Consider the following 23,015-nt stretch of genomic DNA (forward strand, 5'->3'; position numbering starts at 1 on the left):
GCAAGAAGAGGATCTTTTTCTTATAGCGTTTTAGTTTTGGGATTAGGTGGTGTAACGGATGTATTATTTTCAGGGACTCTAGTTAATAGGAATCCACCGATAATAAACAATACAATAATACTAAGAACACCAGCGTTCGTTTTTCCAGTTAATTGCGTTGTAACACCGACTAATACTGGACCCATAATCGCGGCAAACTTGCCAAATATATTATAAAATCCGAAGAATTCATTTGCAGATTCTTTAGGTACTAGTTTTGCAAAATAGGACCGACTAAGCGCTTGAATACCACCTTGAGAAGTGGCAACTAACATTGCTAAGATCCAGAAATCGAGTGTTGTTTTTAAGAAATAAGCATATGTGCAGATAATGATATAAATAATAATACCGACATATAGCATTTTTTTACCTGTAAAGGTTTCTGATAATTTTCCATATAGTAAAGCGAATGGACAAGCTACAATTTGTGTGACAAATAAGATGATTAATAGATTCGTTGCACTAATACCAAGATCTGTTCCGTAAGCGGTAGACATAGTAATAATTGTATCGACCCCATCAATATAGAAAAAGTAAGCGATTAGAAACATAAAGACCGTTTTATATTCTTTAATATTTTTAAAAGTCTCAGTAAGGCGTTTGAAGCTCATTGTAATTGGTCTTGGATGACGTTCAATATAATGTGTTTGTTCTACGTTTTTCAGCATTGGAATTGTAAATAGTCCCCACCAAAGAGCAGTTATCGCGAATGAAATTTGACTAGCAATGCCAACTGATAAAGGGATAGTTCCTTTTTGAGCAAGAATAATAAGAGCGATACAACCGATAAAAGGAATAGTACTCCCAATATAGCCTAAAGCGAAACCTCTCGTAGAAATTCGGTCCATTCTATCTTCAGTAGTGACATCTACTAAAAATGCATCATAAAAAATGTTTGCCCCAGCAAAACCGACTAATGCGAGCATATAGCATCCTAATAATAAGTACCACTGAGATGTTGGAACAACTGCTAGCATACTTGTAAATACGATGCCGAGTCCAAAGAAGAATGTGAAAAATCGCTTTTTAAATCCTTTATAATCAGCAACTGTGCCGAGAATAGGAGCAAGTATAGAAATTAAAAGTGTTGCGAATGAGTTTGCATATCCCCAATATGCTGTTGAAGTTGCACCGGATAATCCAGCTTCTTTTGCAGCTGCTTTAAAGTAAATTGGAAATAATGCGGTTGTAATGACGAGCGAATATACCGAGTTCGCCCAATCGTATAATATCCAGCTTTTTTCTTGTCTGGACATTTTTTTCATATAATGTTCCCCCTTAAATTTGTTCTACTAACAGTGTACAAAAATAAAAATTATAAAAAGAGAAACAGTGATGAATTTTACATAACTTTTACATATATACACAGTTCTTTACAATTGAAGTAAATCCTCTACAATTGACCCGTCTGTTTCACCTAAGTGTAAACCGAGTAGTCTAGCGATAGTTGGACCTTCATCAATAAGTCTTATATACGGGACGGTAACACCGCTTTTTATCCCTTTCCCAGCAGCGATAAAAATTGTTTCATAGTTAGGTTTTGTTGGAGAGTATCCATGCGTACCAAATGTATATTTTTTACTAGGCGTAACATCTTTTTTAGTAATTTCTTTTATAAAATCTCCTGTATAGTTTTCAGTGAAATAATACCCTTCTCGCGCTTCTAACATAAATAAACAGTTACCATCTGCACCGCATTCCTTTGCATCTTCATCGTGAAGTATAAATTCAATTCCGTTTTGTTTATGTTTAAGTAGTTCTTCAAGGAGTAGTTGTACTTCTCGAATTGTATCCGTATCATTTTTGTCCTTCACATATACATAGGCAGAGCCGTCACAACTTTGGCAATAGACCTTCCAGTCTATTAATTTACCTTTTTTATTTAGAGATATAAGTCCTCTTTGGTGGAATAGCACATTTAATTGGATGGATTTGTTTTCACTTAAAGCGCTATGATCACCAAGGGCGATAATTGTACTTTCTTCGTATAGGTCACTATCTTTTAATGCTTGAATAATTTTTCCTAGACGTTCATCGTGCCTATGGATGGCAGCTACTGTTTCGTTAGATTCAAATCCATAATAGTGTCTTTGGGTGTCTAAATCGGTGAAATGTACAAACATAATATTAGGCTTTTTCGTCTGGATTGTATGCACAGCAGAAGCAAGTACGAAATCATCGAGTTCAGGTTGTGATAATCCATTTCGTATATGGCCGAAACGACGATTTAAATCTAATTGATATAGCGGGCTACCGCTAAATAAGGAAACTAAAACTTGATTTTGCCACGGTCTATTTGGAAAGATTTCTGGTAAATTGTAATCAATATTTGCTTTGCCAGTAACAGGCCATAGAAGGGCAGCTGTCGTTAAATTTGCTTTACGTGCTTCATCGTATAACGTTGTTCCTTTAATGGATTTTCGGTACCAATGCCAATCTGGTGATTCGCGTCCAGGTTGAAGTAATGTATTGCTAACAACACCGTGCTTGTTAGGGTAATTACCGGTTACGATTGTTGAGTGGCTTGGATATGTTACAGAAGGATAAATTGGTTCTACTTTTTCGACAACCGTGCCATTTTTTATTAGAGATTGGAAATGAGGTAATTTTTGTAGTATAGGAAAATCTAAAGCTGATAAACAGTCGAATGATAAAATAATGACACGATTCGTTAATGCTTTATCCATAAAGTAATCCTCCTAATTATATAAAACCTATTATTATATATTACTATTAATACCTAGTAATAAAAATATATTTTTTGAATAAAATTTATATGTTTATTTTCAGAAAAATTAAACATATAATTAAGTATAAGGGAATGAATGGAAGGAGGGAATACTATGGATTGGCTAGATGGATTTGGTATCTTTTACATCATTGGCGGAATTACGATTATCCTTGTATTTGCTATTTCGTATTTACTAAAGAAACGGTTTCCAGACAAGCAGTTTGATATTATATTTGCACTTAGTTTAATACTTCTTTGCTTAGCATCCTTTCCCATTACAATGATGGTTATTGGTGGATGGGAAGGAATGGGATATGGATTTATTGGTTTCTTCGTCCTACTGGGCACACTTATCGGTATGATTGCACATCAACTTTTAAAAATCTCGCGAAAAAGCTACGTATAAAACTGTAAAAAATGAAAAGAATATATAAAAATAAGAAAATTCGCTCTTGTTTTGAAGTGAAATTTATATTATGATATTCAACAAATTTATTTCGTTATAACGATGAAAAAGGACTAGTACATGTACAACCTTTTTAGCAGAGAGAGAATCCGTCAGGCTGGAAGATTCTTAAAAGGGCGATATGGAACCTACCTTTGAGTTCTGCATATGCAGCGGGAATTTCCCGTTATCAAAAAGAGAGCATGCGCAATTTTTGTGCATGAATCAGGGTGGTAACGCCGGCAAAGCTCGGTCCCTATTTAGGGACGCGGGCTTTTTTGTATTTTCTAGAAGGAGGAAGACTAACTATGGCAAAAGAACAAGTACAAGCAATTACGAAGATGGAAGAGGACTTTGCACAGTGGTACACAGATATTGTAAAAAAAGCAGAACTTGTTGATTATTCAAGTGTAAAAGGGTGTATGATTTTACGTCCATATGGTTATGCATTGTGGGAAAATATGCAAAAAGTGATGGATGAGAAGTTAAAAGCAACGGGTCATGAAAATGTGTATATGCCAATGTTTATCCCAGAGAGCTTATTGCAAAAAGAGAAGGATCATGTAGAAGGATTTGCTCCTGAAGTAGCATGGGTGACACATGGCGGGGATGAAAAATTAGCGGAAAGACTTTGTATACGCCCTACATCTGAAACTTTATTCTGTGAACATTTTTCAAAAATTGTGCAATCCTATAATGATTTGCCAAAGTTATATAATCAGTGGTGTTCAGTAGTTCGATGGGAGAAAACAACGCGACCATTCCTTCGTACAACGGAATTCTTATGGCAAGAGGGTCATACAATTCATGAAACAGCAGAAGAATCTCAAACTGAAACGTTAAATATTTTAAATCTATATGCTTCTTTCTGTGAAGACTACTTAGCGATACCAGTAATTAAAGGACAAAAAACAGACAAAGAAAAGTTTGCGGGAGCAAAGGCAACTTATACGATTGAAAGTTTAATGCATGATGGAAAAGCACTTCAAACAGGAACATCTCATAACTTTGGAACGAATTTCTCAGAAGCATTTGATATTAAATTTTTAGATCGTAACGGTAAATGGCAATATGTACACCAAACATCTTGGGGCGTATCAACAAGAATGATAGGTGGACTGATTATGGTTCATAGTGATAATAATGGACTTGTAATGCCACCAAAAGTTGCTCCAGTGCAAGTTGTTATTGTGCCGATTGCTCAGCATAAAGAAGGAGTTATAGCGAAAGCGACAGAGCTACAAGGACATATTCAAAAGGTTGCACGAGTAAAAATAGATGCTAGCAATAAAACGCCAGGCTGGAAATTTAATGAGTATGAAATGAAGGGCATTCCAATTCGATTAGAAGTTGGTCCTAAAGATATTGAAAAGAATCAAGTAGTACTTGTAAGAAGAGATACGAAAGAAAAAGAATTTATATCAATGGATCAATTAGAAGAACGTATTCCAGCACTACTTGAAGAAATTCATATTTCTTTATTTAATAAAGCAAAAGTATTTCGCGATGAGAATACGTATAGTGTGACGAATTTCGAAGAGATGAAAAAAGTAGCTGATGAAAAGCAAGGGTTTATTAAAGCGATGTGGTGCGGAGAATTAGCTTGTGAAGAGAAACTAAAAGAAGAAGTTGGAGTATCTTCTCGCTGTATGCCTTTTGAGCAAGAGCATGTAGCTGACGAATGTATTTGTTGTGGTAAAGAAGCTAAGCAAATGGTGTATTGGGGAAAAGCGTATTAATAATCTTTTGATAGAAATGATGAAAAGGACTTTGGGCTGCATAATAAAATGCAATCCAAAGTCCTTTTTAGTTTTACAATTTGTTTCATGTATTTTTTAGATGGAGGATGTGTTTTTATTTTGCGTTTTTACGGCGAATAAATAGTAGCATACCAATTAGGAATGTTGAAAGTCCCATTAAAATAGATGCAGGATAATGTGTTGCAGTATTAGGTAACTTATCGCCTTGTTTTTTCGCATTATCTTTTACATTACCACCTTGGGAACCGTTGCCACCTTGAGAACTGCTATCGCTTTTAACACGGTTACCGCCTTGAGAGCCATTGCCACCTTGAGAACTGCTATCGCTTTTAACACGGCCGCCCCCCTGAGAACCATTGCTGCCAGAACCATTGCCGCCAGAACCATTGCTGCCAGAACCGCTGCCACCAGAGCCGTTGCCGCCAGAACCATTGCCACTAGAACCATTGCCACTAGAACCACTGCCACCAGAACCATTGCCGCCAGAACCGCTGCCACCAGAACCACTGCCACCAGAACCATTGCCGCCAGAACCGCTGCCATCAGAACCGTTGCCACCAGAACCGTTGCCGCCAGAACCACTGCCACCAGAACCATTGCCGCCAGAACCGTTGCCGCCAGAACCACTGCCACCAGAACCGCTGCCATCAGAACCGTTGCCACCAGAACCGTTGCCGCCAGAACCGTTGCCACCAGAACCGCTGCCACCAGAACCGTTGCCGCCAGAACCGTTGCCACCAGAGCCATTGCCACCAGAACCGTTGCCATCAGAGCCACTATCGTCCTGAGAACCACCGTTTCCTGGTGGTTTATTATTATCTTTTAAGTTACCTTCTGCGAAATGATCGTTATTTTGTACAATTGCGTTTGTTGCTGGAGAGAAATTTTCTGTTGCTGCATTACCGATATTTAAACCACTAAAAAAAGATAAAGAGAGTGTTGATGCTAAAATGAAGATTTTCGTCATTGTTTACCTCCTAAGAAATTAATATTCCATCTAAAATACATCCCTTTGTAATATTTCATAGGAAAAAGGGTTTTATGCAAAAAAAACTATATATAGAAAAAGGTGGTGTATTTCTAAAGAGAGAAAAGAGTTAGTGTAAACTCTTTACCCCGCTATTCGCCGGGCAGTAAGATGCCCACCTGAAAATTCAGCGAAAGCAAAGAAGTTAGGTGGGGGCGGGCTGTCCGTAAAAGCCCGATTGGTGAGGGCTAATAATCAGTGGGGGATGAACAAAACCCCCACTGATTAAAGTTTCACTTTATAAATAGTAGAGCAGTGAGAATTTTACATGCATTACAGTAGAGGAAGTGACAGCAGATGAAAGCATATATTGCATTTGATATTGGTGGTACACAAATTAAATATGGAATTGTTTCAGAAACAGGAACAGTACTAAAGCATAAAACAGTTCCAACAGAAATTCATTTGGGTGGGGAACAAATCATTCAAAAACTCATTCTTTTATCAAAAAAATTAATGAGTGAACATACGATTTCGGGAATTGGTATTAGTACTGCGGGAATTGTTGACGTTAATAAAGGGATTGTGACGGGAGGTGCGGATCATATTCCAGGCTATAGTACAATTCCTATTATTGATAGATTGCAAGCGATATTAAAAGTTTCTGTATCCATTGACAATGATGTGAATTGTGCAGCGTTTGGAGAAAAGTGGAACGGTATTGGAAGAGATAAAAGAAACTTTATTATGCTTACCCTTGGAACTGGGATTGGGGGAGCGATTTTTATAGATGGAGAATTGTACCGAGGACATTCATTTAGTGCTGGTGAATGGGGAAATATGTTAATAGAAGGGAAAACGTTTGAAGAGGTTGCTTCCATTTCAGGGTTAATTCATCTTGTACGAAAATATAAAGGTGAAAGTGAGTGGAATGGAAAAACGATTTTCGAATTGTATGATAAAGGGGATAGGGAAGTTACGCAAGCGGTTGAAGTTTTCTTTAAACATTTAGCTATTGGGATTAGTAATCTTGCTTATATTTTTAATCCAGAAATGATTGTTATAGGTGGCGGAATTACTGATAGAGGAAATAAGTTCTTAAAAGAAGTAAAAGAAGAGGTAGAAAAATATTTACACAAAGAGATTTATAGTAATTGTGAGATTGAGCTTGCGCAAAACGGTAATTGCGCAGGAATGATTGGTTCTATTTACCACTTCTTACATCATCATAAGTAAATTATATGAATGTTTTCATATAACTGAGAATTTATCCTTTTTATCACTAGGTAAATAATGCTACAATATAAGGGAAGAATACAATATTTTCCGCCTTGGAAAATGCTTTGTAGAAAGGAAGAAACTTCATGCCTATTATTTTAGAAAAAGGTCAAAAGATCGATTTAACGAAAGGACAACCAAAAGTAGCAAAACTACAGGTTGGCTTAGGCTGGGATCCAATTGGGCAATCAGGTGGGTTTCTGTCTTCATTATTTGGAAGTAAACCAAATGTAGATTGTGATGCATCTGTTGTTATGTTAGAAGGGGATCGTTTTGTAAACAAAAACGATTTAGTTTACTTCGGAAACAAGCTTTCTACTTGTGGTAGTATTATTCATTCAGGAGATAATTTAACAGGTGAAGGCGCTGGTGATGACGAAACAATTTTCGTAGAATTACATAAAGTTCCGAGCCGTATTAATCGTTTAGTATTCGTTGTAAATATTTATGACTGTGTAAATCGTCGTCAAGATTTCGGGATGATTCGTAATGCATATATTCGTATTCAAAACCCGCAAACTGGCGAAGAATTAGCGCGCTATAATTTATCGGATAATTATGCTGGAAAAACGACTCTAATCGCAGGTGAAATGTATCGCCACGGAAGTGAATGGAAGTTTTCAGCTGTTGGAGAAGGCACACAAGATAAAAACTTAAGTGAGATTGTATCACGTTATCAATAAAATAAACCGAGGAGGAATTGAATATGGCATCAATTTCATTGAAAAAAGGACAAAAGGTAGACTTAACAAAAACGAATCCAGGTCTTTCAAAAGTTCTTGTAGGACTTGGTTGGGATACGAATCGTTATGACGGACAAAACGATTTCGATTTAGATGTTAGTATTTTCTTAGTAGGTGCTAACGGTAAAGTTTCAGGTGCAGAGGATTTCGTTTTCTATAATAACCCTAAAGGTGCGAATGGTGCTGTAGAGCATTTGGGAGATAACCGAACTGGTGACGGTGAAGGTGATGACGAAGCGATTAAAGTAGATTTGAAAAATGTACCTGCACATATCGAACGTATTTGCTTCACAATTACAATTTATGACGGAGAAGGCCGTAGCCAAAACTTCGGACAAGTTTCTAACTCTTTCGTACGTATTTTAGATGAAGAAAAGAATGCAGAATTAATTCGTTACGATTTAGGAGAAGATTTCTCTATTGAAACAGCTGTTGTAGTAGGTGAATTATACCGTCATGCAGGTGACTGGAAGTTCAATGCAATCGGAAGTGGATTCCAAGGTGGATTAGCGTCTCTATGTAATAATTTCGGTTTAGATGTAGAGTAATAGATTGATATATCCATCGGTGAAACAGATGTTTACTGATGGATATATTTTTTAAGATTAAAATATAGAGGTGAATATAAATGGTAATTCAATTGCAAAAAGGACAGAAGATTGATTTAGGTAAGACAAGCCCTGGTTTAACAAAAGCAGTAATTGGTCTTGGTTGGGATATTAAATCTTATGATGGTGGATCAGATTTCGATTTAGATGCATCTGCTTTTTTATTATATGCGAACGGAAAATGTACGAAGGAAACTGATTTTATCTTCTATAACAATTTACAGTCTCCTTGTGGATCTGTTTTACATACAGGAGATAACCGTACAGGTGAAGGCGACGGGGATGATGAGCAACTTGTTGTAGATTTGAAAAAGGTTCCAGCAGATGTTCATAAAATTGCTATTACAGTTACAATTTATGATGGAGAAGGCCGTAATCAAAACTTTGGACAAGTCGGAAACGCATTTGTTCGTTTAGCAAATGAAGAAACAAACGAAGAAGTTCTTCGTTTTGATTTAGGGGAAGATTTCTCCATCGAAACAGCAGTTGTCTTTTGTGAATTATACCGTCATAATGGACAGTGGAAGTTTAATGCAGTAGGAAGTGGATTCCAAGGTGGTTTAGGTGCGCTTGTAAGAGCGTATGGCTTGGATGCATAAGAAGGGAAACGATATTCGTTTCCTTTTTTTGACCTTTCTATAAATCTAGCAAAGAATAGGGGATAAAGGTAAGATGAGTATTTTGCAAGGAATCCTTGATACGTATGCTCAGTTTTTCGACTTGGACATGTGGATTAAAGTGTTGCAGGATCCAGTATCTTGGGGATTAATTGGTACACTTGTTGTACTTGAAGGATTATTATCTGCTGATAACGCACTTGTATTAGCAGTAATGGTAAAACACCTTCCGGAAGAAAAACGTAAAAAAGCATTATTCTATGGACTTATTGGAGCTTATGTATTCCGATTTATTGCAATTGGAATCGGAATGTTCTTAATTAAATTATGGTGGGTAAAACTTCTTGGTGCACTTTACCTTGCTTGGTTATCAGTGAAATACTTTATTGATAAGCGTAAAGGTGCAAGTGAAGAAGAAGAAGCTCATGGTATGAATCAAAATAGTATTCTCTTTAGAATGTTCGGTGTCTTCTGGGGAACGGTTGCGATGGTCGAATTAATGGATATCGCGTTCTCTGTAGATAGCGTACTTGCTGCGTTTGGTGTATCAAATGAAGTTTGGATTCTATTATTAGGTGGAATGCTTGGTATTTTAATGATGCGTGGTATCGCTGGTGTATTCTTAAAATTGTTAGAGCGTATTCCAGAGCTTGAAACGACAGCATATATTTTAATCTTAATTATCGCATCGAAAATGCTATTGTCTCTAATTGATATTCATATTAGTCATACACTGTTCTTTATTATTTTAGTTGTAGCATTTGGAGCAACATTTATACTTCACTACATGAAGAATTCTGGACAAGCTAAAGAAGAAGTTGCAGCTACTAAAAATAATCATAAATAATTGAAATGGGTTTGCTCGTTTTGCGAGCGCCCATTTTTTATAACCAAAAATAGTTTATAATAGAAGAAGGACTTAGAAAAAACGTAAATGTTTTTGGAGGTGAACTGTTGTGTTTTCACGTTTTACACTTCAACCATATGCATTAAAAGATGAATCAGATTTAAAGCAATTTGAAACACTTTTAGAAAAACGTCCACAATATGAGCTGACAGAGAATGAGATGAAATTTAGTTATATAGCATGTCGAATCCTCGGCGTTCCTAATGATGTAGATGAATATTTTAATGACCTATTTGATTATAGTGAAGCGAAAGGAATCGAAGTTTTACACGAACAAAATTTAAACAAAGTAATCGATTCGGAAAAACTTCGTCATATTCAAGAAGTGTTCGGATTACATCAAGAAGCACCAAATGGTTTGACAGTAAATAGGTTAGTGGCACACTTATCTGGGAAACAACTTTTACCGAAAGTAGACAATCCTGATTTACAGCATTATATACATACGACGTTTATTTCAGTATTGAAATTATATGAGAAACAACATAATCAATCTTTAAAGACAGAAGGCTTTCGTCGTTTCTTAATCGACATGATTAAATTAAGCGAAAATTACGTCGCAAAGTGGTTCTCTACGATTAATTATAAGAAACAAATGCCACGTATTATTTGGTACGGTGATGCACAGGAAAGCCGTATATATTTCTTATACTTTCTTATTATGCTCGGTTGTGATGTGCTTTATTATCACCCAGAAGGAAAAGATGGATTTGAGAATGTTGATGAGGAAGGAAGAAGTTTTGTTGTGTCTCATCCAAGCCGGATTTCTCTTGAACCATTTCCAGATCGCCGTCGTGAGCGTGTTGCAACAGTAGCGTATCAAGCTTCAAAGGAAATTGAACAAGTACTTCACCACGATAATTCACTATTATACAAGCCGTGGCAATTCCGTTCCTATACGCCTGTAGCCCGTACATTAAAAACGACATACGATGAACTCTTTTTAATTACGAAAGAAAAGGCATTTGTGCGCCCGACATTCTTTGTTGAGAATAAACACATTTATATCCCTTCTTTATTTGCGAAAATATCAGGTGTTTCAAAGAATGATAAAGAATATTTTCAGCGATTAAAGGCTGTTACATCATTTGATAACAGTTTATTAATTAATACATTCCCGTTTACAAAAGAACAAAAAGCCAATTTCCAATATCATTATCGAGATGCATTAGACCGCGGGGGGAAATTACATCCAGATTTAATTATGAATAGCCATTGGTGGCCGCATAAGCGTTTACCGGAAGGTTTACAACATGGGATTGCAGAGGCGATTATCCATACGTGTGAAAGTGAAATGTGTAAACCAATTGCAAAAGAAACGAAACAAGATGTAGCGCTATATGTTTTCGCACAACTCTCTCAAATACCACCGAATATGTTAGAACAGCTTGAGAAATTTGATTATTCACAAGATGTACCGAAAATTGTTATATTTAATAATGAGAAGAGTGGAGAATTAACTCGTTCTGATGCTGTTTTATTACTATTTTTAAATCAAATTGGAGTAGATGTATTCCATTTCAATCCAACGGGAAGAAACGATATTGAACCGTATATTGAAGCAGGGGCATTTGATTCACATTGGCTTGAAGAAGTTAATTTCGATCTTGAGTTTCATGGTTCATCAGCCTATAAAAATTTATCACAAACAATAAAAGGACTATTTCGTCCATTTTTATAAGGAAAGGGAGAATACCATATGAATAACCCAGTCGTACTAGATTCGAAAACAGAATTAAATGAGCAAACAGCACAAGATGTTCGCTTACAACTTAGACAAGATGCGGATGTACAACGTATTTATAATGCGGTAGATATTAAAGATCAGTTAGAATTAATTGAACTTGGAAAAGAACCTTCTATGGAGATTTCACGTTTTGCTGATCAAATTTTACATACAATGTCATTATCAAAAATAGAAGATTCAGGTGAATTATTAAAACAACTTGGCAAAATTATGGATAGGTTTGATAGCAAAGACTTTGCGGAAGAGAAAAGTGGTTTCTTCTCACGTATGTTCAAAAAAGCGGATAAAATGATTGAACAAATCTTTAGTAAGTATCAAACGATGGGCCGTGAAATTGATAAAGTGTATGTAGAAATTACGAAGTATCAAGATGAAATGAAAAAATCAATTGGTACGTTAGATGGTTTATATGAGCAAAACTTAAAATATTACTTAGACTTAGAAAAGTACGTAGTAGCAGGAGAAATGTTATTAGAGCGTTTAAATACAGAGTTAGTTCCGATGTATGAAGAGCGCGTACGTAATAATGATCAAATAGCAGGTATTGAATTAGAATCACTTAAAAACTCTGTTGAAATTTTAGAACAGCGTATTGATGATTTAGAAAAAGCGCGTATGGTTGCACTACTTACAGCACCACAAATTCGTATGATTCAACGTGGTAATAATAAATTAATTGGTAAAATCAATACCGCATTTATTACAACGATTCCTATCTTTAAAAATGGTATCATTCAGGCGGTAAATGCAAAGCGTCAAAAGCTTGTTGCAGATTCTATGGCTGAACTGGATCGCCGTACAAATGAATTACTTAAGAAAAATGCACAGAACATCGCAACGCAAAGTGTGGAAGTAGCGAGATTATCAGGTTCTTCTAGTATTAAAATGGAAACACTTGAGGAAACTTGGAACATTATTTCAAGAGGCATGCAAGAAACACAACAAATTGAAGAACAAAATAAACGTGAGCGTGAAGAAAGCCGCAAACGTATGGCTACATTAACAGAGAACATCAAAAAAGAATTACAAGGATAAAGTGAAACTTTAATCAGTGGGATAAATGAAAAGGCAATGAGGAATAGTCCTCATTGCCTTTTAGTTTTTCTTCACTAATTTAATGATTTCATTCACAACAAGTGGAATGATACTTAATAAAAGAACAAATCCCCAATCTCGCATCGTTAATGCATGCACACCGAATATATTTGCAAGGGGCGGGATGGAGATGATACAAACTTGCATAAGAACACCGATAAGAAGGGAGAAGACTAAATATTTATTTGTAAAGATCCCAATTGAAAAAATCGATTTCGTTCTTGAGCGCAAGTTAAATGAATGAACGAGCTGAGAAAAACTAAGAACAACAAATGCCATTGTTTGAGCATGTAATAGAGCATCTTCATCAATTCGTTCTGGGAAAAGAGGGAATAAATTTGTATCTCCAGTATAGAATTTTGCCCCGACGATAAAGGCTGCTAGCGTTAAAAGTCCAATTAGAGCGCCATTGAAAATAAGAAAAGGGACGCTACCGCTAAATAGGCTTTCTTTCGCACGGCGTGGCTTTTCTTTCATCACATCTGAATCTTCAGGATCAACGCCAAGTGATAGTGCAGGAAGTGTGTCGGTAATTAAATTGACCCACAAAATATGGATTGGGCGTAATGGTGTTGCCCAGCCAAGTAAAATCGCTAAAAATAAAGCGATAATTTCTCCAAAGTTACAAGAGAGTAGGAAGAGAATTGATTTTTTTATGTTACGATAAATATTTCTACCTTCCTCAACAGCTTTCACGATAGATGAGAAATTATCATCTGTTAACACCACATCGGCTGCTCCTTTTGCAACATCTGTTCCTGTAATGCCCATCGCTACGCCAACATCTGCTTGCTTTAAAGATGGAGCATCATTAACACCATCACCAGTCATAGAAACGATATTTCCTTTCGCACGTAAAGCTTTTACAATCTTCACTTTATGTTCTGGAGAGACTCTAGCAAAGACATTTAAATGATTAATTTTATTTGCTAATTCTGTATCTGAAATGTTATCTAAATCAGTTCCAATCATAATTTCAGATATTTCTTCAGCAATGCCAAGTTCTTTGGCAATGGCAAAGGCGGTGTCTTTATGGTCTCCAGTAATCATAACTGTGCGAATACCGGCTTTTTTACATTCTGTAATTGAATCTTTTACTTCTATACGCGGTGGATCAATCATACCGACAAGACCAATAAAGATGAGGTTTTCTTCAAGATGCTCTGTATCCACATCGCTTGAGTTGTATTGTTTAAATGCGAATGAAAGTACTCTTAAAGCTTCTTGAGACATTGACCCGGCAGCTTCTAATATTTGATTTGTATCAGAATCAGTTAAAACCTCGATTTTGCCGTTTTTAAAAATATGGGTACAGTGAGGTAAAAGTTTATCAATGGCGCCTTTTGTCATGCTGTAGTAGCTTTCATCGTATGTATGCACTGTTGACATCATTTTACGATCTGAATCGAAAGGTACTTCGTTAACACGTTTATGTTTATTTTCTAAATCGTCTTTTTGAATGTTAAAAGAGCTTCCCGCAACGAGAAGAGCAATTTCAGTCGGATCTCCGGTTTGTGATTCGTTATTGTAAGACGCATCATTACATAGCACCATATTTTCTAACAATAGACGCTGCGCATCATTATTGACATTTAAACTTTCTAAGCGATCATATGTGTTATCACTATAAAAGTGAGTAACGGTCATTTTATTTTGCGTTAACGTACCTGTTTTATCTGAACAAATAATTGTGACAGAACCGAGGGCTTCAACAGCTGGTAGTTTCCGAATGATAACATTTTGTTTAATCATACGTTGTACACCAATTGCAAGAACGATGGAAACGATAGCTGGCAAGCCTTCTGGGATAGCTGCAACGGCTAAACTAATAGCAGTCATAAACATTTCTAACGTATCCCGTCCCTGTAAAAAGCCGATGAGAAACATAACGATACAAATAGCTACAGCGACAAATCCTAAATATTTTCCGACTTGTGCTAAGCTTTTTTGAAGTGGTGTCATATCATCGTCTGCTTCATGTAACAGGGTAGCAATCTTACCAATTTGTGAGTTCATTCCAGTTTCAACAGCAACACCGACACCTCGTCCGTATGTAACAAGAGTAGACATAAAGGCCATATTTTTTTGATCGCCTAATGGTACTTGCTCATCACTTTGCATGGAAGGGTGGTAGATTGCATCTTTATCAACAGGGACAGACTCACCAGTTAGAGCAGATTCTTCAACCTTTAAATTTGCGGTCTCGATAAGTCGCAAATCACATGGGATATAACGTCCCGCATCTAGCATGACAATATCACCTGGAACGACTTGTTCGGATGGAATTTCTTTTAGCTCACCGTTTCGTTTTACGATGGCTTTAGGTGTTGCCATTTTTTTTAGTGCTTCTAAAGCTTGTTCTGCTTTCGATTCTTGGACGACACCGATAACAGCATTTAAAACTACGACGAGCGCAATAATACTGGCATCAGCCCATTCACCTACAAAGGCAGAAATAAGGGCAGCAATAATAAGGACATATACGAGGACATCATTAATTTGAGAAAAAATCCGCTGCCATAAAGTGCGCTTTTGTTTTGCTGTTAATTCATTTGGACCAAACTGCTTTAAGCGTTCATTTACGCTTTCGGTTGTTAAGCCATTTTGTTCATGTGTTTTAAAATCTGTTAATATTTGATCTTTCGTCTTACTGTACCAATTGCTCATAAGTAAGCACCTCCAGTAAAAACAGTTAGCAATGGTAGTGTTGCTATTATTTGTGAGTAGTATGTATGGAGAAAAAATCTAAGGTGAGGTTCTACTTCCATTGTACAGTATTTTACAGTTGGGTGAGGGAAAGAGAAGAGTTGTCATGAATTTGTTAGAAATAAAAAAAGCCTCATATAAGCGAGGCTTTTTTTACTTTTTAATTAATGTACCTAATTCTTCTGTAATAGCTTGCATTTCACTAATACTGAATGTTTCACGTTTCATAACATGCTCATAAATGTCACGTAAGTCTTCGTACATTTCTTCATTAAAGCTAGCAGCTCTCATCGCTCCAGCATTAACCATACGTAATTTTTCTTTAATAGCTTCGACCATATATTCAACGTTTTCTTCTGACTTTACGGATAAATCCACCGAAGTGTCCCCCTTTAAAATAACATAAGGATATCTTAACATTTTTTATCATTTTCGTTAATGAATCTTTTCAATCCTATTAAATTAGTAGGGATTTCCTTTATATTTAATAATTGGTTGTTTATACTATAAGTATATATTAAGAAATGCACCAAGAAGGGAAGAAACAAAAATATGGTTCAAGTATTGTTTGTTTGTCTTGGGAACATTTGCCGTTCTCCAATGGCAGAAGCGATTTTTCGAGATCTTGTCGTAAAAGAGGGACTCGAAGAGAAAATTGTCATTGATTCTGCGGGAACTGGAGATTGGCATATTGGTCATCCGCCACATAAAGGAACACAAAAAATTTTAAAAGAAAATGCAGTCACTTTTGAAGGAATTAAAGCAAGGCAAGTAGAAAAAGAAGACTTAACAAAGTTTGATTATATTATTGCCATGGACAACAAGAATATAGCAGATTTAAAAAGTTTAGGTAAAACTGGAGGCTATATTGGTAGGCTGTCCGATTTTGTTCCAGACGGTGGCTGGACAGACGTTCCCGACCCTTACTATACAGGGAATTTCCAAGAAGTATATGACCTTGTAACAGAAGGGTGTGTAAAGCTATTAGCTTTCATTCGAAATGAACAAGGAATATGAGGAAGCTTAGAAAGAAATACTTTCTAACATAAGAAATGAAAGGGTGAAGGAATATGGCAAAGAAAAATAATATTGCTCGAAACATTGCGATTGGTGTAGCTGCAGGTGTAGCTGTATCTATGTTAAAGAAAGAAAACCGTGAAAAAGTAAAAAATACAGCAGAAAAAGCAAAAACAAAGATGATTGAAATTGGTGAAAACGCAAAAATCAAAGAAAAAGTGCAAACTGTTACAGATAAAGGACGCGAACTTGCTGATTTAAACGTAGTGAAAGCGAAAGTAGCGGAAATTAAAAAATTGACGCCGTCTGTTGTAGAAACGTTAAAAGAAACGAAAGAAATTTTTAGTAAGAAAAAAGTTGAGACAGCAGAGAAGCCAGAAACGATTGAAATTCAAGCTGTATCTTCAAAAGTAGATGAGCTGAAAGTAGAAGAAGAGCCAGTAGTTGCTGAAGATGGCGGTATGAAAGAAGCGCGTGAATTATTTATGAAAGACTCTAATGTAGAGGAAAAAAAAACTGAAGCGTACATTGAGTTGAAGCAAGATAAAGAAGAGAAGAAAAGCGTTTAAACATATATGAGAAAAATTTTAGAAAAGGTGAGAAGAAATCGTACTTATTCGTTTGGTAAAGATTTGTATGACCGGACGATGCGCGATGATGTAGCGGGCTTGGCAGCACAGCTCGCTTATTTCTTCTTGCTTGCGATTTTTCCTGGGCTTGTTTTCTTAATTACGCTTCTTGGATTCATTGACCTTCAAACAGAAAGTGTGCTCGATTTATTAGAACCGTACGTACCGGAAGATGCAATGAACTTAATTGAAGTAAACGTAGATAAAGTTGTAAATGAGCAAAATGGTGGTTTATTATCATTTGGTTTACTATCGATGCTATGGTTTGCTTCAAATGGAGTGAATGCGGTTATGAACGCTTTTAACCGTGCGTATGATGTAACAGAAACTCGCTCTTTTATTAAAACTAGAGCTTTATCTATTTTGTTTACATTAGCAATCATTTTTATGATTGTGTTTGCATTACTTGTCCCAGTATTTGGACAAGTAATTGGGGCAGAAATAATTGGCTTATCAGATACTTATTCTTATGCGTGGAGTATTACGCGTTTAGTGTCAAGTTTCTTTGTTTTGTTTGCATTATTTAGCTTTTTATATACGTTTGCGCCTGATCGAAAATTAAAGAGAAGAGAAGTTGTATCAGGGGCTTTATTTGCTACTATCGGATGGATTGTGGTATCGTACTCATTTGCTTATTATGTAGATAAGTTTGCGAATTACGCGAATACATATGGTGGTCTCGGTGGTATCATTGTTTTAATGTTATGGTTCTACTTAACTGGATGGGTAATTTTACTTGGCGGCGAAATTAATGGTTTACTCCATCATTATAGGACGGGTGACAATAATTCCCGTAATGAAAAATGACTTCTTGTTCCATAATAATAAGGAACAGGGGGGATATTTCATGAGTAATAATAAAAAGAATCACAACAATAAAAATAACAATAAACAAAAGAGCAGTTCGCATCCAAAGCATAAAACGAGTGGTAGTGCGAACGGGCATAATAGCTACCATTAAAAAAAGCGGGTCCTTTATGAGGGACCCGTTTTAATTGTTTCCTTTTAATAATCGTAACCCGTTTAAAATAACAAGAATCGTACTTCCCTCATGTCCAATAACACCGAATGGCAGAGCTAAAAATTGCAAGAAGTTTGAACAAATCAGCATTGCAATTACAGCTAGTGAAAAGATTACGTTTTGCTTTACAATACGGTTCATTCGTTTTGATAAACGGATTGCTTGGGAAAGTCGAGATAATTCGTTTTTCATAAGTACAACGTCTGCAGTTTCTAAAGCAACGTCTGTTCCTTCACCCATTGCGACACCAATGCTAGCAGTAGCAAGTGCAGGAGCATCATTTATACCATCGCCGACCATTGCTACTGTCCCGTATTTTTCTTTTAGCTTTTTAATTGTTTCAACTTTTGTTTCTGGTAAGCATGATGCGTAATATTCCTTTATATTACTTTCGGAGGCAATTGCTTTTGCTGTTTCTTCATTATCTCCAGTAATCATAATTGCTTTGACACCAATGCTTTGTAATTCGAGAATAGCAGCTATTGTTTCTTGGCGAAGCGTATCTTTTAAAGCGATAAGTCCAAGGATACCATCTTCATCACTAATATAAACGACAGTTTTACCTTCTTTTTCAAGTGAGGCAGAAATACCATTATGAAAAGCTTTTGTTTCTTCACCAATAAAATCAGCTTTACCTATTTTATAAGCTTTGTTTTCGAATATTCCTTTTAGTCCAAAACCAGTTACATCTTCAACATTTTCTGGTTTTTTTAATGCAATGTCATACGTATGTTGTGCATATTTCACAATAGATTCAGCTAAAGGATGTGTAGAGTGACTTTCAATTGCTGCTGTAATAGAAAGTACTTCTTTTTCTGTTATATTTTCTCGAACATATACATCCGTTACGGTAGGTTTACCTTGTGTTAATGTCCCTGTTTTATCAAAGGCGATGGCTTTTACTGAAGCGAGGCGTTCTAAATGTATGCCACCTTTAAAGAGAATGCCGTTTCTTGCTCCGTTAGAAATTGCAGATAACGTTGCTGGTGTAATGGCAGCAACGAGTGCACAAGGAGATGCGACTACAAGTAAGATCATTGCACGATAAAATGTTTCATTCCAGCTCCAGTCAAGTAAGAAATGAGGGACGAACATCATAAGCGCAACAACGAGTAGTACCCCTTTTACATATGTTCCTTCAAACTTTTCGATGAATAGTTGCGATGGTGATTTTTCACTTTGTGCACTTTGGACGAGACGGATAATTTTTTGGAATAATGTTTGATCGCTCGGCTTCGTAATTTTAACTTCGATAGCACCGCGTAAATTTACAGTGCCGGCAAATACTTCATCGCCATGTTTTTTTTCATTTGGAATAGGTTCTCCAGTAATCGCTGCCTCATCGATATTTGTTTCACCGTTATGAATTGTACCGTCAGCAGGAACGCGTTCACCTGGCTTAATTAAAATAATGTCGTTAATTTGTAATCGGCCAACAGGAACACGTTCTTCGGTTCCATTTGAAATACGTAATGCTTCTTCAGGTTGTAAATCAAGAAGCGCCGAAATTTCTTTTTGGCTTTTACTTAATGTATAAGATTCCATTGCACCGCTTAGTGCGAAGATAAAGATTAAAATTGCGCCTTCTGCCCAGTAGCCAATGATTGCAGCACCGATAGCAGCAAAGAGCATGAGCATTTCGACATTTAGCTCTTTCTCTTCAATTGTATCTTCAATACCTTCTTTCGCTTTTGCATATCCACCAACTATATAAGCAAGGATATAGCAAGTAATGCCTACATTCATTGCATCGTTCTTTGTGAATAACCAACCAGCTAAAATGAAAATACCAGATGCGATTGCAAATATAAGTTCATAATGTTTCTTTAATGTATCCCATAAAGAGGGATGAGAAATAGACTTTTGTACTTGTAATGTTCTTACTTCTGAGTTCATTACTACTCGCTCCTTCCAAATTCTTATTGAGAAAAAGAATCAAAATCGAAAGCCCTATAAAACGACGAAAGCTGCCATCCATAATGGATAGCAGCATTTCTGTTGAATCTGATTTTAATAGTTATTATGTTGTAATTATTCTATAGTATAGCATATGTTTTCTTTAGATGATATGTTTTTGTTTGCATATAAACTGAAAACTTGTGTTTTCACATTTCCTTTGGTATATATGAATATTGTTCATAAAAAGATCGGAAAGGAAGACAACGAGTGAAGACAGAGAAATTTTTTACCCATCCGATTGGCGTGTTTATTGCTGCAATAGTAGCGACTTTTTTATGGGGGAGCGCATTCCCTTTTATTAAATTAAGTTATGCTGAACTTGGAATTCAGCCACAAGAAGTTGGGGAGCAAATATTATTTGCTGGCTATCGTTTTTTTTTATCTGGAGTAATGCTCTTATTCTTCTTTAAAGCGTTAGGAAAAGATATGAGCTTCAAAAAGGGAACGGGGAAGCAGTTAGTACAGATTGGTTTATTTCAAACATTTCTTCAATATATATGTTTTTATATTGGAATGAGCTATAGTTCTGGTATTGAAGGAGCTATCATTTCAGGAACATCATCATTCTTTCAAATTTTACTCGCCCATTTTTTATATAAAGATGATGCTCTTAATATGAGAAAAGTAATTGGGGTTTCTATCGGCTTCTGTGGTGTCATTTTAGTAAATGTACCGAGTGATGGTAGTTTGTCATTCCATTTCGGAATCGGTAGCTTATTACTTCTTAGTGCAGCAATGTTGTATTCATATGGAAACATATTGGCGAAAGAAGGTAGTAAAACATTAGATATTGGCTATATGACGGCATACCAAATGATATTTGGTTCTATCGGGCTATTATGTATAGGGGCGCTGCAAGTTGGAGTCATGCCATTTACATTTAGTGTACATGCAATACTTATGCTTATCTACTTATCTTTCTTATCCGCAGCAGGCTTTTGCATTTGGAATACAATTATGAAATACAACAAGGTTGGAAAAGTATCAATGTATATGTTCTTTATACCTGTATTTGGTGTGTTATTATCGAGCATGATTTTAGGAGAAGCAATTCATTCGTTTGTATTATTCGGTTTAGCATGTGTAGCCGCGGGAATTATTGTGGTGAATCGGACGCCAGCTAAGCAGAAAGTGGAGCAAGAAAAACAAGTAGCATAGATAATAGGAAAACGATTACAATGGAAGAACAGTACTGTTCTTCTTTTTTTATATAGAAAAAGGATAATAGACTAGGTGCAACGAAAAAAGATACAAAAAGCATTTATTGAGGAGAACATGTTATGAATCTACTTTATATGGTGTTAATTGGACAAATCATTCTTTTTTTAATTGGTGCAATATACGCAATAGGACAGACAAAAAAAACAACAAATAATATGCCGTTACCTTTAGCGGTGCGTCTTATTCTTAGTTTTTCTTTAACAGCAAGTGCAATTTGGATATGGTTACAAGATCCATCAGTAGAGTATAGTACGTGGGTTGCACTAGGTATGACGTTATCAACTGTAGGAGATTTATTTATGGCAGGTTTGATTCCAATTGGTCACAGATTAATTGGAGGGATGATTACTTTCGCTCTTGCGCATTGTTTTTATGTAAAAGCATTTTTGCAAACCGGCATTTCATGGAATGGTTTTTGGATTGGTTTACTCGTATACGGACTCTTTCTCATTATAGGGTGGTTCTTTTTTATCCGAAATGATAAACAAGATAAATTGTTTACGATAGGAGCTCTAATTTACGGATTGTGGGTTGGAGGAATGGCTTGCTTTGCATTCGCCTTATACTACGAGAATACAGGAATTTGGTGGATACCAGCTTTTGGTGGTTTACTATTTGTGATTTCTGATTTTATTATAGGCGTGACAGATATTGGAGGGCGCAAATTAAAGTATGAACCACTTTGGATTTGGTTTACATATGTAGCGGCTCAAATGTGTATTGTATATGTGGGATTATAAAAAGATGCTCTCAAAAATGGTGGATAGACTATTTTGAGAGTATCTTTTTTACTATTTTGCTCTAGTAGAGTTTGAGATGGGAGTCGGGTTGATTAAAGTTTCACTTTATGAGAATTTTATTCTCAAGTTTGTGATATCATGATTATATAATTCAGAATTTTATAGAAAATAATCGGTTGAAATACTTATAATAAAAGTAAAAAGATGATGAGATGGTGGAATGATGCAAAAGAAAAAACGTTGGCGCGAATTCTTTGGAACAATTGCAATTGCATGTTTATTGGTATTTTTGGCGAAAATTTTTGTGTTTTTTCCTACGACTGTAAAAGGAGCATCTATGAGGCCAACGCTACAAGATGGGGATAAGGTGATTGTTAATAAGTTGGCAAAGCAATTTGAAAGCTATGAGAGAGAAGACATTATTGTTGTGAAGACGGATAATTTTTATGTAAAAAGGGTTATTGGTTTGCCTGGCGATGTCATTGAGGTGAGAAATGATCAATTATATGTGAATCATGAAGTGATAGAGGAAGCGTATTTGTATAGTAATAAAAAACAAGCTGAAAAAAACTTATGAATTTAACAGAGGACTTTGGACCAATTACAGTTCCTAAAAATAAGATTTTTGTTATGGGAGATAATCGCTTAATAAGCAGAGATAGTAGAAATGGTTTAGGACTTATTGATAAAGCGGATGTATTAGGAGAATTAGCAGCAATTTATTATCCATTTGAACATATGAAAATAATGAATTAAATTAAAAAACCAAGCAAATTTTAGTTTGC

At 35.9% G+C, this 23,015-nt stretch carries 20 protein-coding genes, 1 pseudogene and 1 other annotated feature; of the genes and pseudogenes, 15 read left to right on the top strand and 6 right to left on the bottom strand.

What is annotated here, in order from left to right; translation table 11 throughout:
• Nucleotides 1-20: 20 nt before the first annotated feature.
• Together V7S50_RS27855 and V7S50_RS27860 are read right to left on the bottom strand one after the other, a co-directional pair.
• Nucleotides 21-1,304 carry an MFS transporter gene (locus V7S50_RS27855; RefSeq protein ID WP_242256564.1) on the bottom strand — a complete coding sequence of 428 codons (1,284 nt, stop codon included), beginning with the start codon at nt 1,302-1,304 and terminating at the stop codon, nt 21-23.
• Between the two features lie 108 nt (nt 1,305-1,412).
• Nucleotides 1,413-2,726 carry an alkaline phosphatase family protein gene (locus tag V7S50_RS27860; protein ID WP_242256563.1) on the bottom strand — a complete coding sequence of 438 codons (1,314 nt, stop codon included), beginning with the start codon at nt 2,724-2,726 and terminating at the stop codon, nt 1,413-1,415.
• Nucleotides 2,727-2,882: 156 nt separating this feature from the next.
• On the opposite strand from V7S50_RS27860, the gene V7S50_RS27865 reads away from it, so the two are divergent.
• Complete coding sequence (locus tag V7S50_RS27865; RefSeq protein ID WP_063221644.1) at nt 2,883-3,176, top strand: YesK-like family protein; 294 nt, start codon at nt 2,883-2,885, stop codon at nt 3,174-3,176.
• 93 nt (nt 3,177-3,269) lie between these two features.
• Nucleotides 3,270-3,476, top strand: a binding site (T-box leader).
• Between the two features lie 47 nt (nt 3,477-3,523).
• Nucleotides 3,524-4,954, top strand: coding sequence for a proline--tRNA ligase (gene proS, locus V7S50_RS27870; RefSeq protein WP_242256562.1), 1,431 nt, complete (start codon nt 3,524-3,526; stop codon nt 4,952-4,954).
• Nucleotides 4,955-5,069: 115 nt separating this feature from the next.
• On the opposite strand, the gene V7S50_RS27875 is transcribed toward proS, so the two are convergent.
• On the bottom strand, nt 5,070-5,942 hold the full coding sequence (locus tag V7S50_RS27875; protein WP_336376672.1) for an LPXTG cell wall anchor domain-containing protein: 873 nt from the start codon (nt 5,940-5,942) through the stop codon (nt 5,070-5,072).
• Nucleotides 5,943-6,299: 357 nt separating this feature from the next.
• Between V7S50_RS27875 and V7S50_RS27880 the strand changes: the two genes are divergently transcribed.
• From V7S50_RS27880 to V7S50_RS27910, 7 genes are all read left to right on the top strand, one after another.
• A complete protein-coding gene (locus V7S50_RS27880) occupies nt 6,300-7,178 on the top strand; it encodes an ROK family protein (RefSeq protein WP_242256218.1) in 879 nt (292 codons plus the stop codon).
• 128 nt (nt 7,179-7,306) lie between these two features.
• Complete coding sequence (locus tag V7S50_RS27885) at nt 7,307-7,903, top strand: TerD family protein (RefSeq protein WP_001974780.1); 597 nt, start codon at nt 7,307-7,309, stop codon at nt 7,901-7,903.
• Between the two features lie 23 nt (nt 7,904-7,926).
• The gene (locus tag V7S50_RS27890; protein ID WP_000146724.1) at nt 7,927-8,511 is read left to right on the top strand and encodes a TerD family protein; all 585 of its coding nucleotides are present in this window, start codon (nt 7,927-7,929) and stop codon (nt 8,509-8,511) included.
• Between the two features lie 80 nt (nt 8,512-8,591).
• Entirely contained in the window at nt 8,592-9,170 is a 579-nt protein-coding gene (locus V7S50_RS27895; protein ID WP_242256216.1) for a TerD family protein, read from the top strand.
• Nucleotides 9,171-9,243: 73 nt separating this feature from the next.
• Nucleotides 9,244-10,035: a TerC family protein gene (locus V7S50_RS27900; RefSeq protein ID WP_000025707.1), complete on the top strand. Its 792-nt coding sequence runs from the start codon at nt 9,244-9,246 to the stop codon at nt 10,033-10,035.
• 109 nt (nt 10,036-10,144) lie between these two features.
• Nucleotides 10,145-11,776: a YceG family protein gene (locus tag V7S50_RS27905; RefSeq protein ID WP_242256214.1), complete on the top strand. Its 1,632-nt coding sequence runs from the start codon at nt 10,145-10,147 to the stop codon at nt 11,774-11,776.
• 18 nt (nt 11,777-11,794) lie between these two features.
• Entirely contained in the window at nt 11,795-12,877 is a 1,083-nt protein-coding gene (locus V7S50_RS27910) for a toxic anion resistance protein (RefSeq protein WP_060629400.1), read from the top strand.
• Between the two features lie 60 nt (nt 12,878-12,937).
• Here the strand turns inward: V7S50_RS27910 and V7S50_RS27915 are convergent, their stop codons facing one another.
• Nucleotides 12,938-15,604, bottom strand: a complete 2,667-nt coding sequence (locus tag V7S50_RS27915) for a cation-translocating P-type ATPase (protein WP_242256212.1) — start codon at nt 15,602-15,604, stop codon at nt 12,938-12,940.
• A 192-nt stretch (nt 15,605-15,796) separates the two neighbouring features.
• On the bottom strand, nt 15,797-16,021 hold the full coding sequence (locus V7S50_RS27920; protein WP_000366197.1) for a DUF1128 domain-containing protein: 225 nt from the start codon (nt 16,019-16,021) through the stop codon (nt 15,797-15,799).
• A gap of 174 nt (nt 16,022-16,195) precedes the next feature.
• On the opposite strand from V7S50_RS27920, the gene V7S50_RS27925 reads away from it, so the two are divergent.
• From V7S50_RS27925 to V7S50_RS27935, 3 genes are read left to right on the top strand one after another with little or no spacing between them, the layout of a single operon-like run.
• Complete coding sequence (locus tag V7S50_RS27925) at nt 16,196-16,660, top strand: low molecular weight protein-tyrosine-phosphatase (protein WP_060629402.1); 465 nt, start codon at nt 16,196-16,198, stop codon at nt 16,658-16,660.
• A gap of 53 nt (nt 16,661-16,713) precedes the next feature.
• Nucleotides 16,714-17,229 (top strand): DUF4075 domain-containing protein, encoded by a 516-nt coding sequence (locus V7S50_RS27930; RefSeq protein ID WP_242256210.1) that lies wholly within the window; start codon nt 16,714-16,716, stop codon nt 17,227-17,229.
• A 6-nt stretch (nt 17,230-17,235) separates the two neighbouring features.
• Nucleotides 17,236-18,096, top strand: coding sequence for a YihY/virulence factor BrkB family protein (locus V7S50_RS27935; RefSeq protein WP_212955407.1), 861 nt, complete (start codon nt 17,236-17,238; stop codon nt 18,094-18,096).
• Nucleotides 18,097-18,280: 184 nt separating this feature from the next.
• Here V7S50_RS27935 and V7S50_RS27940 read toward each other — a convergent pair whose 3' ends face one another.
• Entirely contained in the window at nt 18,281-20,206 is a 1,926-nt protein-coding gene (locus V7S50_RS27940; protein ID WP_242256208.1) for a heavy metal translocating P-type ATPase, read from the bottom strand.
• Nucleotides 20,207-20,476: 270 nt separating this feature from the next.
• On the opposite strand from V7S50_RS27940, the gene V7S50_RS27945 reads away from it, so the two are divergent.
• The 3 genes and pseudogenes from V7S50_RS27945 (at nt 20,477) to lepB (ending at nt 22,986) form a co-directional block, all read left to right on the top strand.
• Nucleotides 20,477-21,427 (top strand): DMT family transporter, encoded by a 951-nt coding sequence (locus V7S50_RS27945; RefSeq protein WP_242256206.1) that lies wholly within the window; start codon nt 20,477-20,479, stop codon nt 21,425-21,427.
• Between the two features lie 122 nt (nt 21,428-21,549).
• Nucleotides 21,550-22,230, top strand: a complete 681-nt coding sequence (locus tag V7S50_RS27950) for a lysoplasmalogenase (RefSeq protein ID WP_242256204.1) — start codon at nt 21,550-21,552, stop codon at nt 22,228-22,230.
• A 220-nt stretch (nt 22,231-22,450) separates the two neighbouring features.
• Nucleotides 22,451-22,986, top strand: a pseudogene (lepB, locus tag V7S50_RS27955) (signal peptidase I).
• Nucleotides 22,987-23,015 lie beyond the last annotated feature (29 nt).

It is taken from the genome of Bacillus sp. CCNWLW194, assembly GCF_037120585.1.
In the GTDB taxonomy this organism is placed as follows: domain Bacteria; phylum Bacillota; class Bacilli; order Bacillales; family Bacillaceae_G; genus Bacillus_A; species Bacillus_A basilensis.

Excerpts from the sequence above, each read along its gene's own strand:
- proS (WP_242256562.1), top strand. The coding sequence starts at position 3,524 with ATGGCAAAAGAACAAGTACAAGCAATTACGAAGATGGAAGAGGACTTT.
- V7S50_RS27890 (WP_000146724.1), top strand. The coding sequence starts at position 7,927 with ATGGCATCAATTTCATTGAAAAAAGGACAAAAGGTAGACTTAACAAAA.
- V7S50_RS27930 (WP_242256210.1), top strand. The coding sequence starts at position 16,714 with ATGGCAAAGAAAAATAATATTGCTCGAAACATTGCGATTGGTGTAGCT.
- V7S50_RS27910 (WP_060629400.1), top strand. The coding sequence starts at position 11,795 with ATGAATAACCCAGTCGTACTAGATTCGAAAACAGAATTAAATGAGCAA.
- V7S50_RS27885 (WP_001974780.1), top strand. The coding sequence starts at position 7,307 with ATGCCTATTATTTTAGAAAAAGGTCAAAAGATCGATTTAACGAAAGGA.
- V7S50_RS27915 (WP_242256212.1), bottom strand. The coding sequence starts at position 15,604 with ATGAGCAATTGGTACAGTAAGACGAAAGATCAAATATTAACAGATTTT.
- V7S50_RS27895 (WP_242256216.1), top strand. The coding sequence starts at position 8,592 with ATGGTAATTCAATTGCAAAAAGGACAGAAGATTGATTTAGGTAAGACA.
- V7S50_RS27865 (WP_063221644.1), top strand. The coding sequence starts at position 2,883 with ATGGATTGGCTAGATGGATTTGGTATCTTTTACATCATTGGCGGAATT.
- V7S50_RS27880 (WP_242256218.1), top strand. The coding sequence starts at position 6,300 with ATGAAAGCATATATTGCATTTGATATTGGTGGTACACAAATTAAATAT.
- V7S50_RS27875 (WP_336376672.1), bottom strand. The coding sequence starts at position 5,942 with ATGACGAAAATCTTCATTTTAGCATCAACACTCTCTTTATCTTTTTTT.
- V7S50_RS27855 (WP_242256564.1), bottom strand. The coding sequence starts at position 1,304 with ATGAAAAAAATGTCCAGACAAGAAAAAAGCTGGATATTATACGATTGG.
- V7S50_RS27935 (WP_212955407.1), top strand. The coding sequence starts at position 17,236 with ATGAGAAAAATTTTAGAAAAGGTGAGAAGAAATCGTACTTATTCGTTT.
- V7S50_RS27950 (WP_242256204.1), top strand. The coding sequence starts at position 21,550 with ATGAATCTACTTTATATGGTGTTAATTGGACAAATCATTCTTTTTTTA.
- V7S50_RS27860 (WP_242256563.1), bottom strand. The coding sequence starts at position 2,726 with ATGGATAAAGCATTAACGAATCGTGTCATTATTTTATCATTCGACTGT.
- V7S50_RS27925 (WP_060629402.1), top strand. The coding sequence starts at position 16,196 with ATGGTTCAAGTATTGTTTGTTTGTCTTGGGAACATTTGCCGTTCTCCA.
- V7S50_RS27940 (WP_242256208.1), bottom strand. The coding sequence starts at position 20,206 with ATGAACTCAGAAGTAAGAACATTACAAGTACAAAAGTCTATTTCTCAT.
- V7S50_RS27900 (WP_000025707.1), top strand. The coding sequence starts at position 9,244 with ATGAGTATTTTGCAAGGAATCCTTGATACGTATGCTCAGTTTTTCGAC.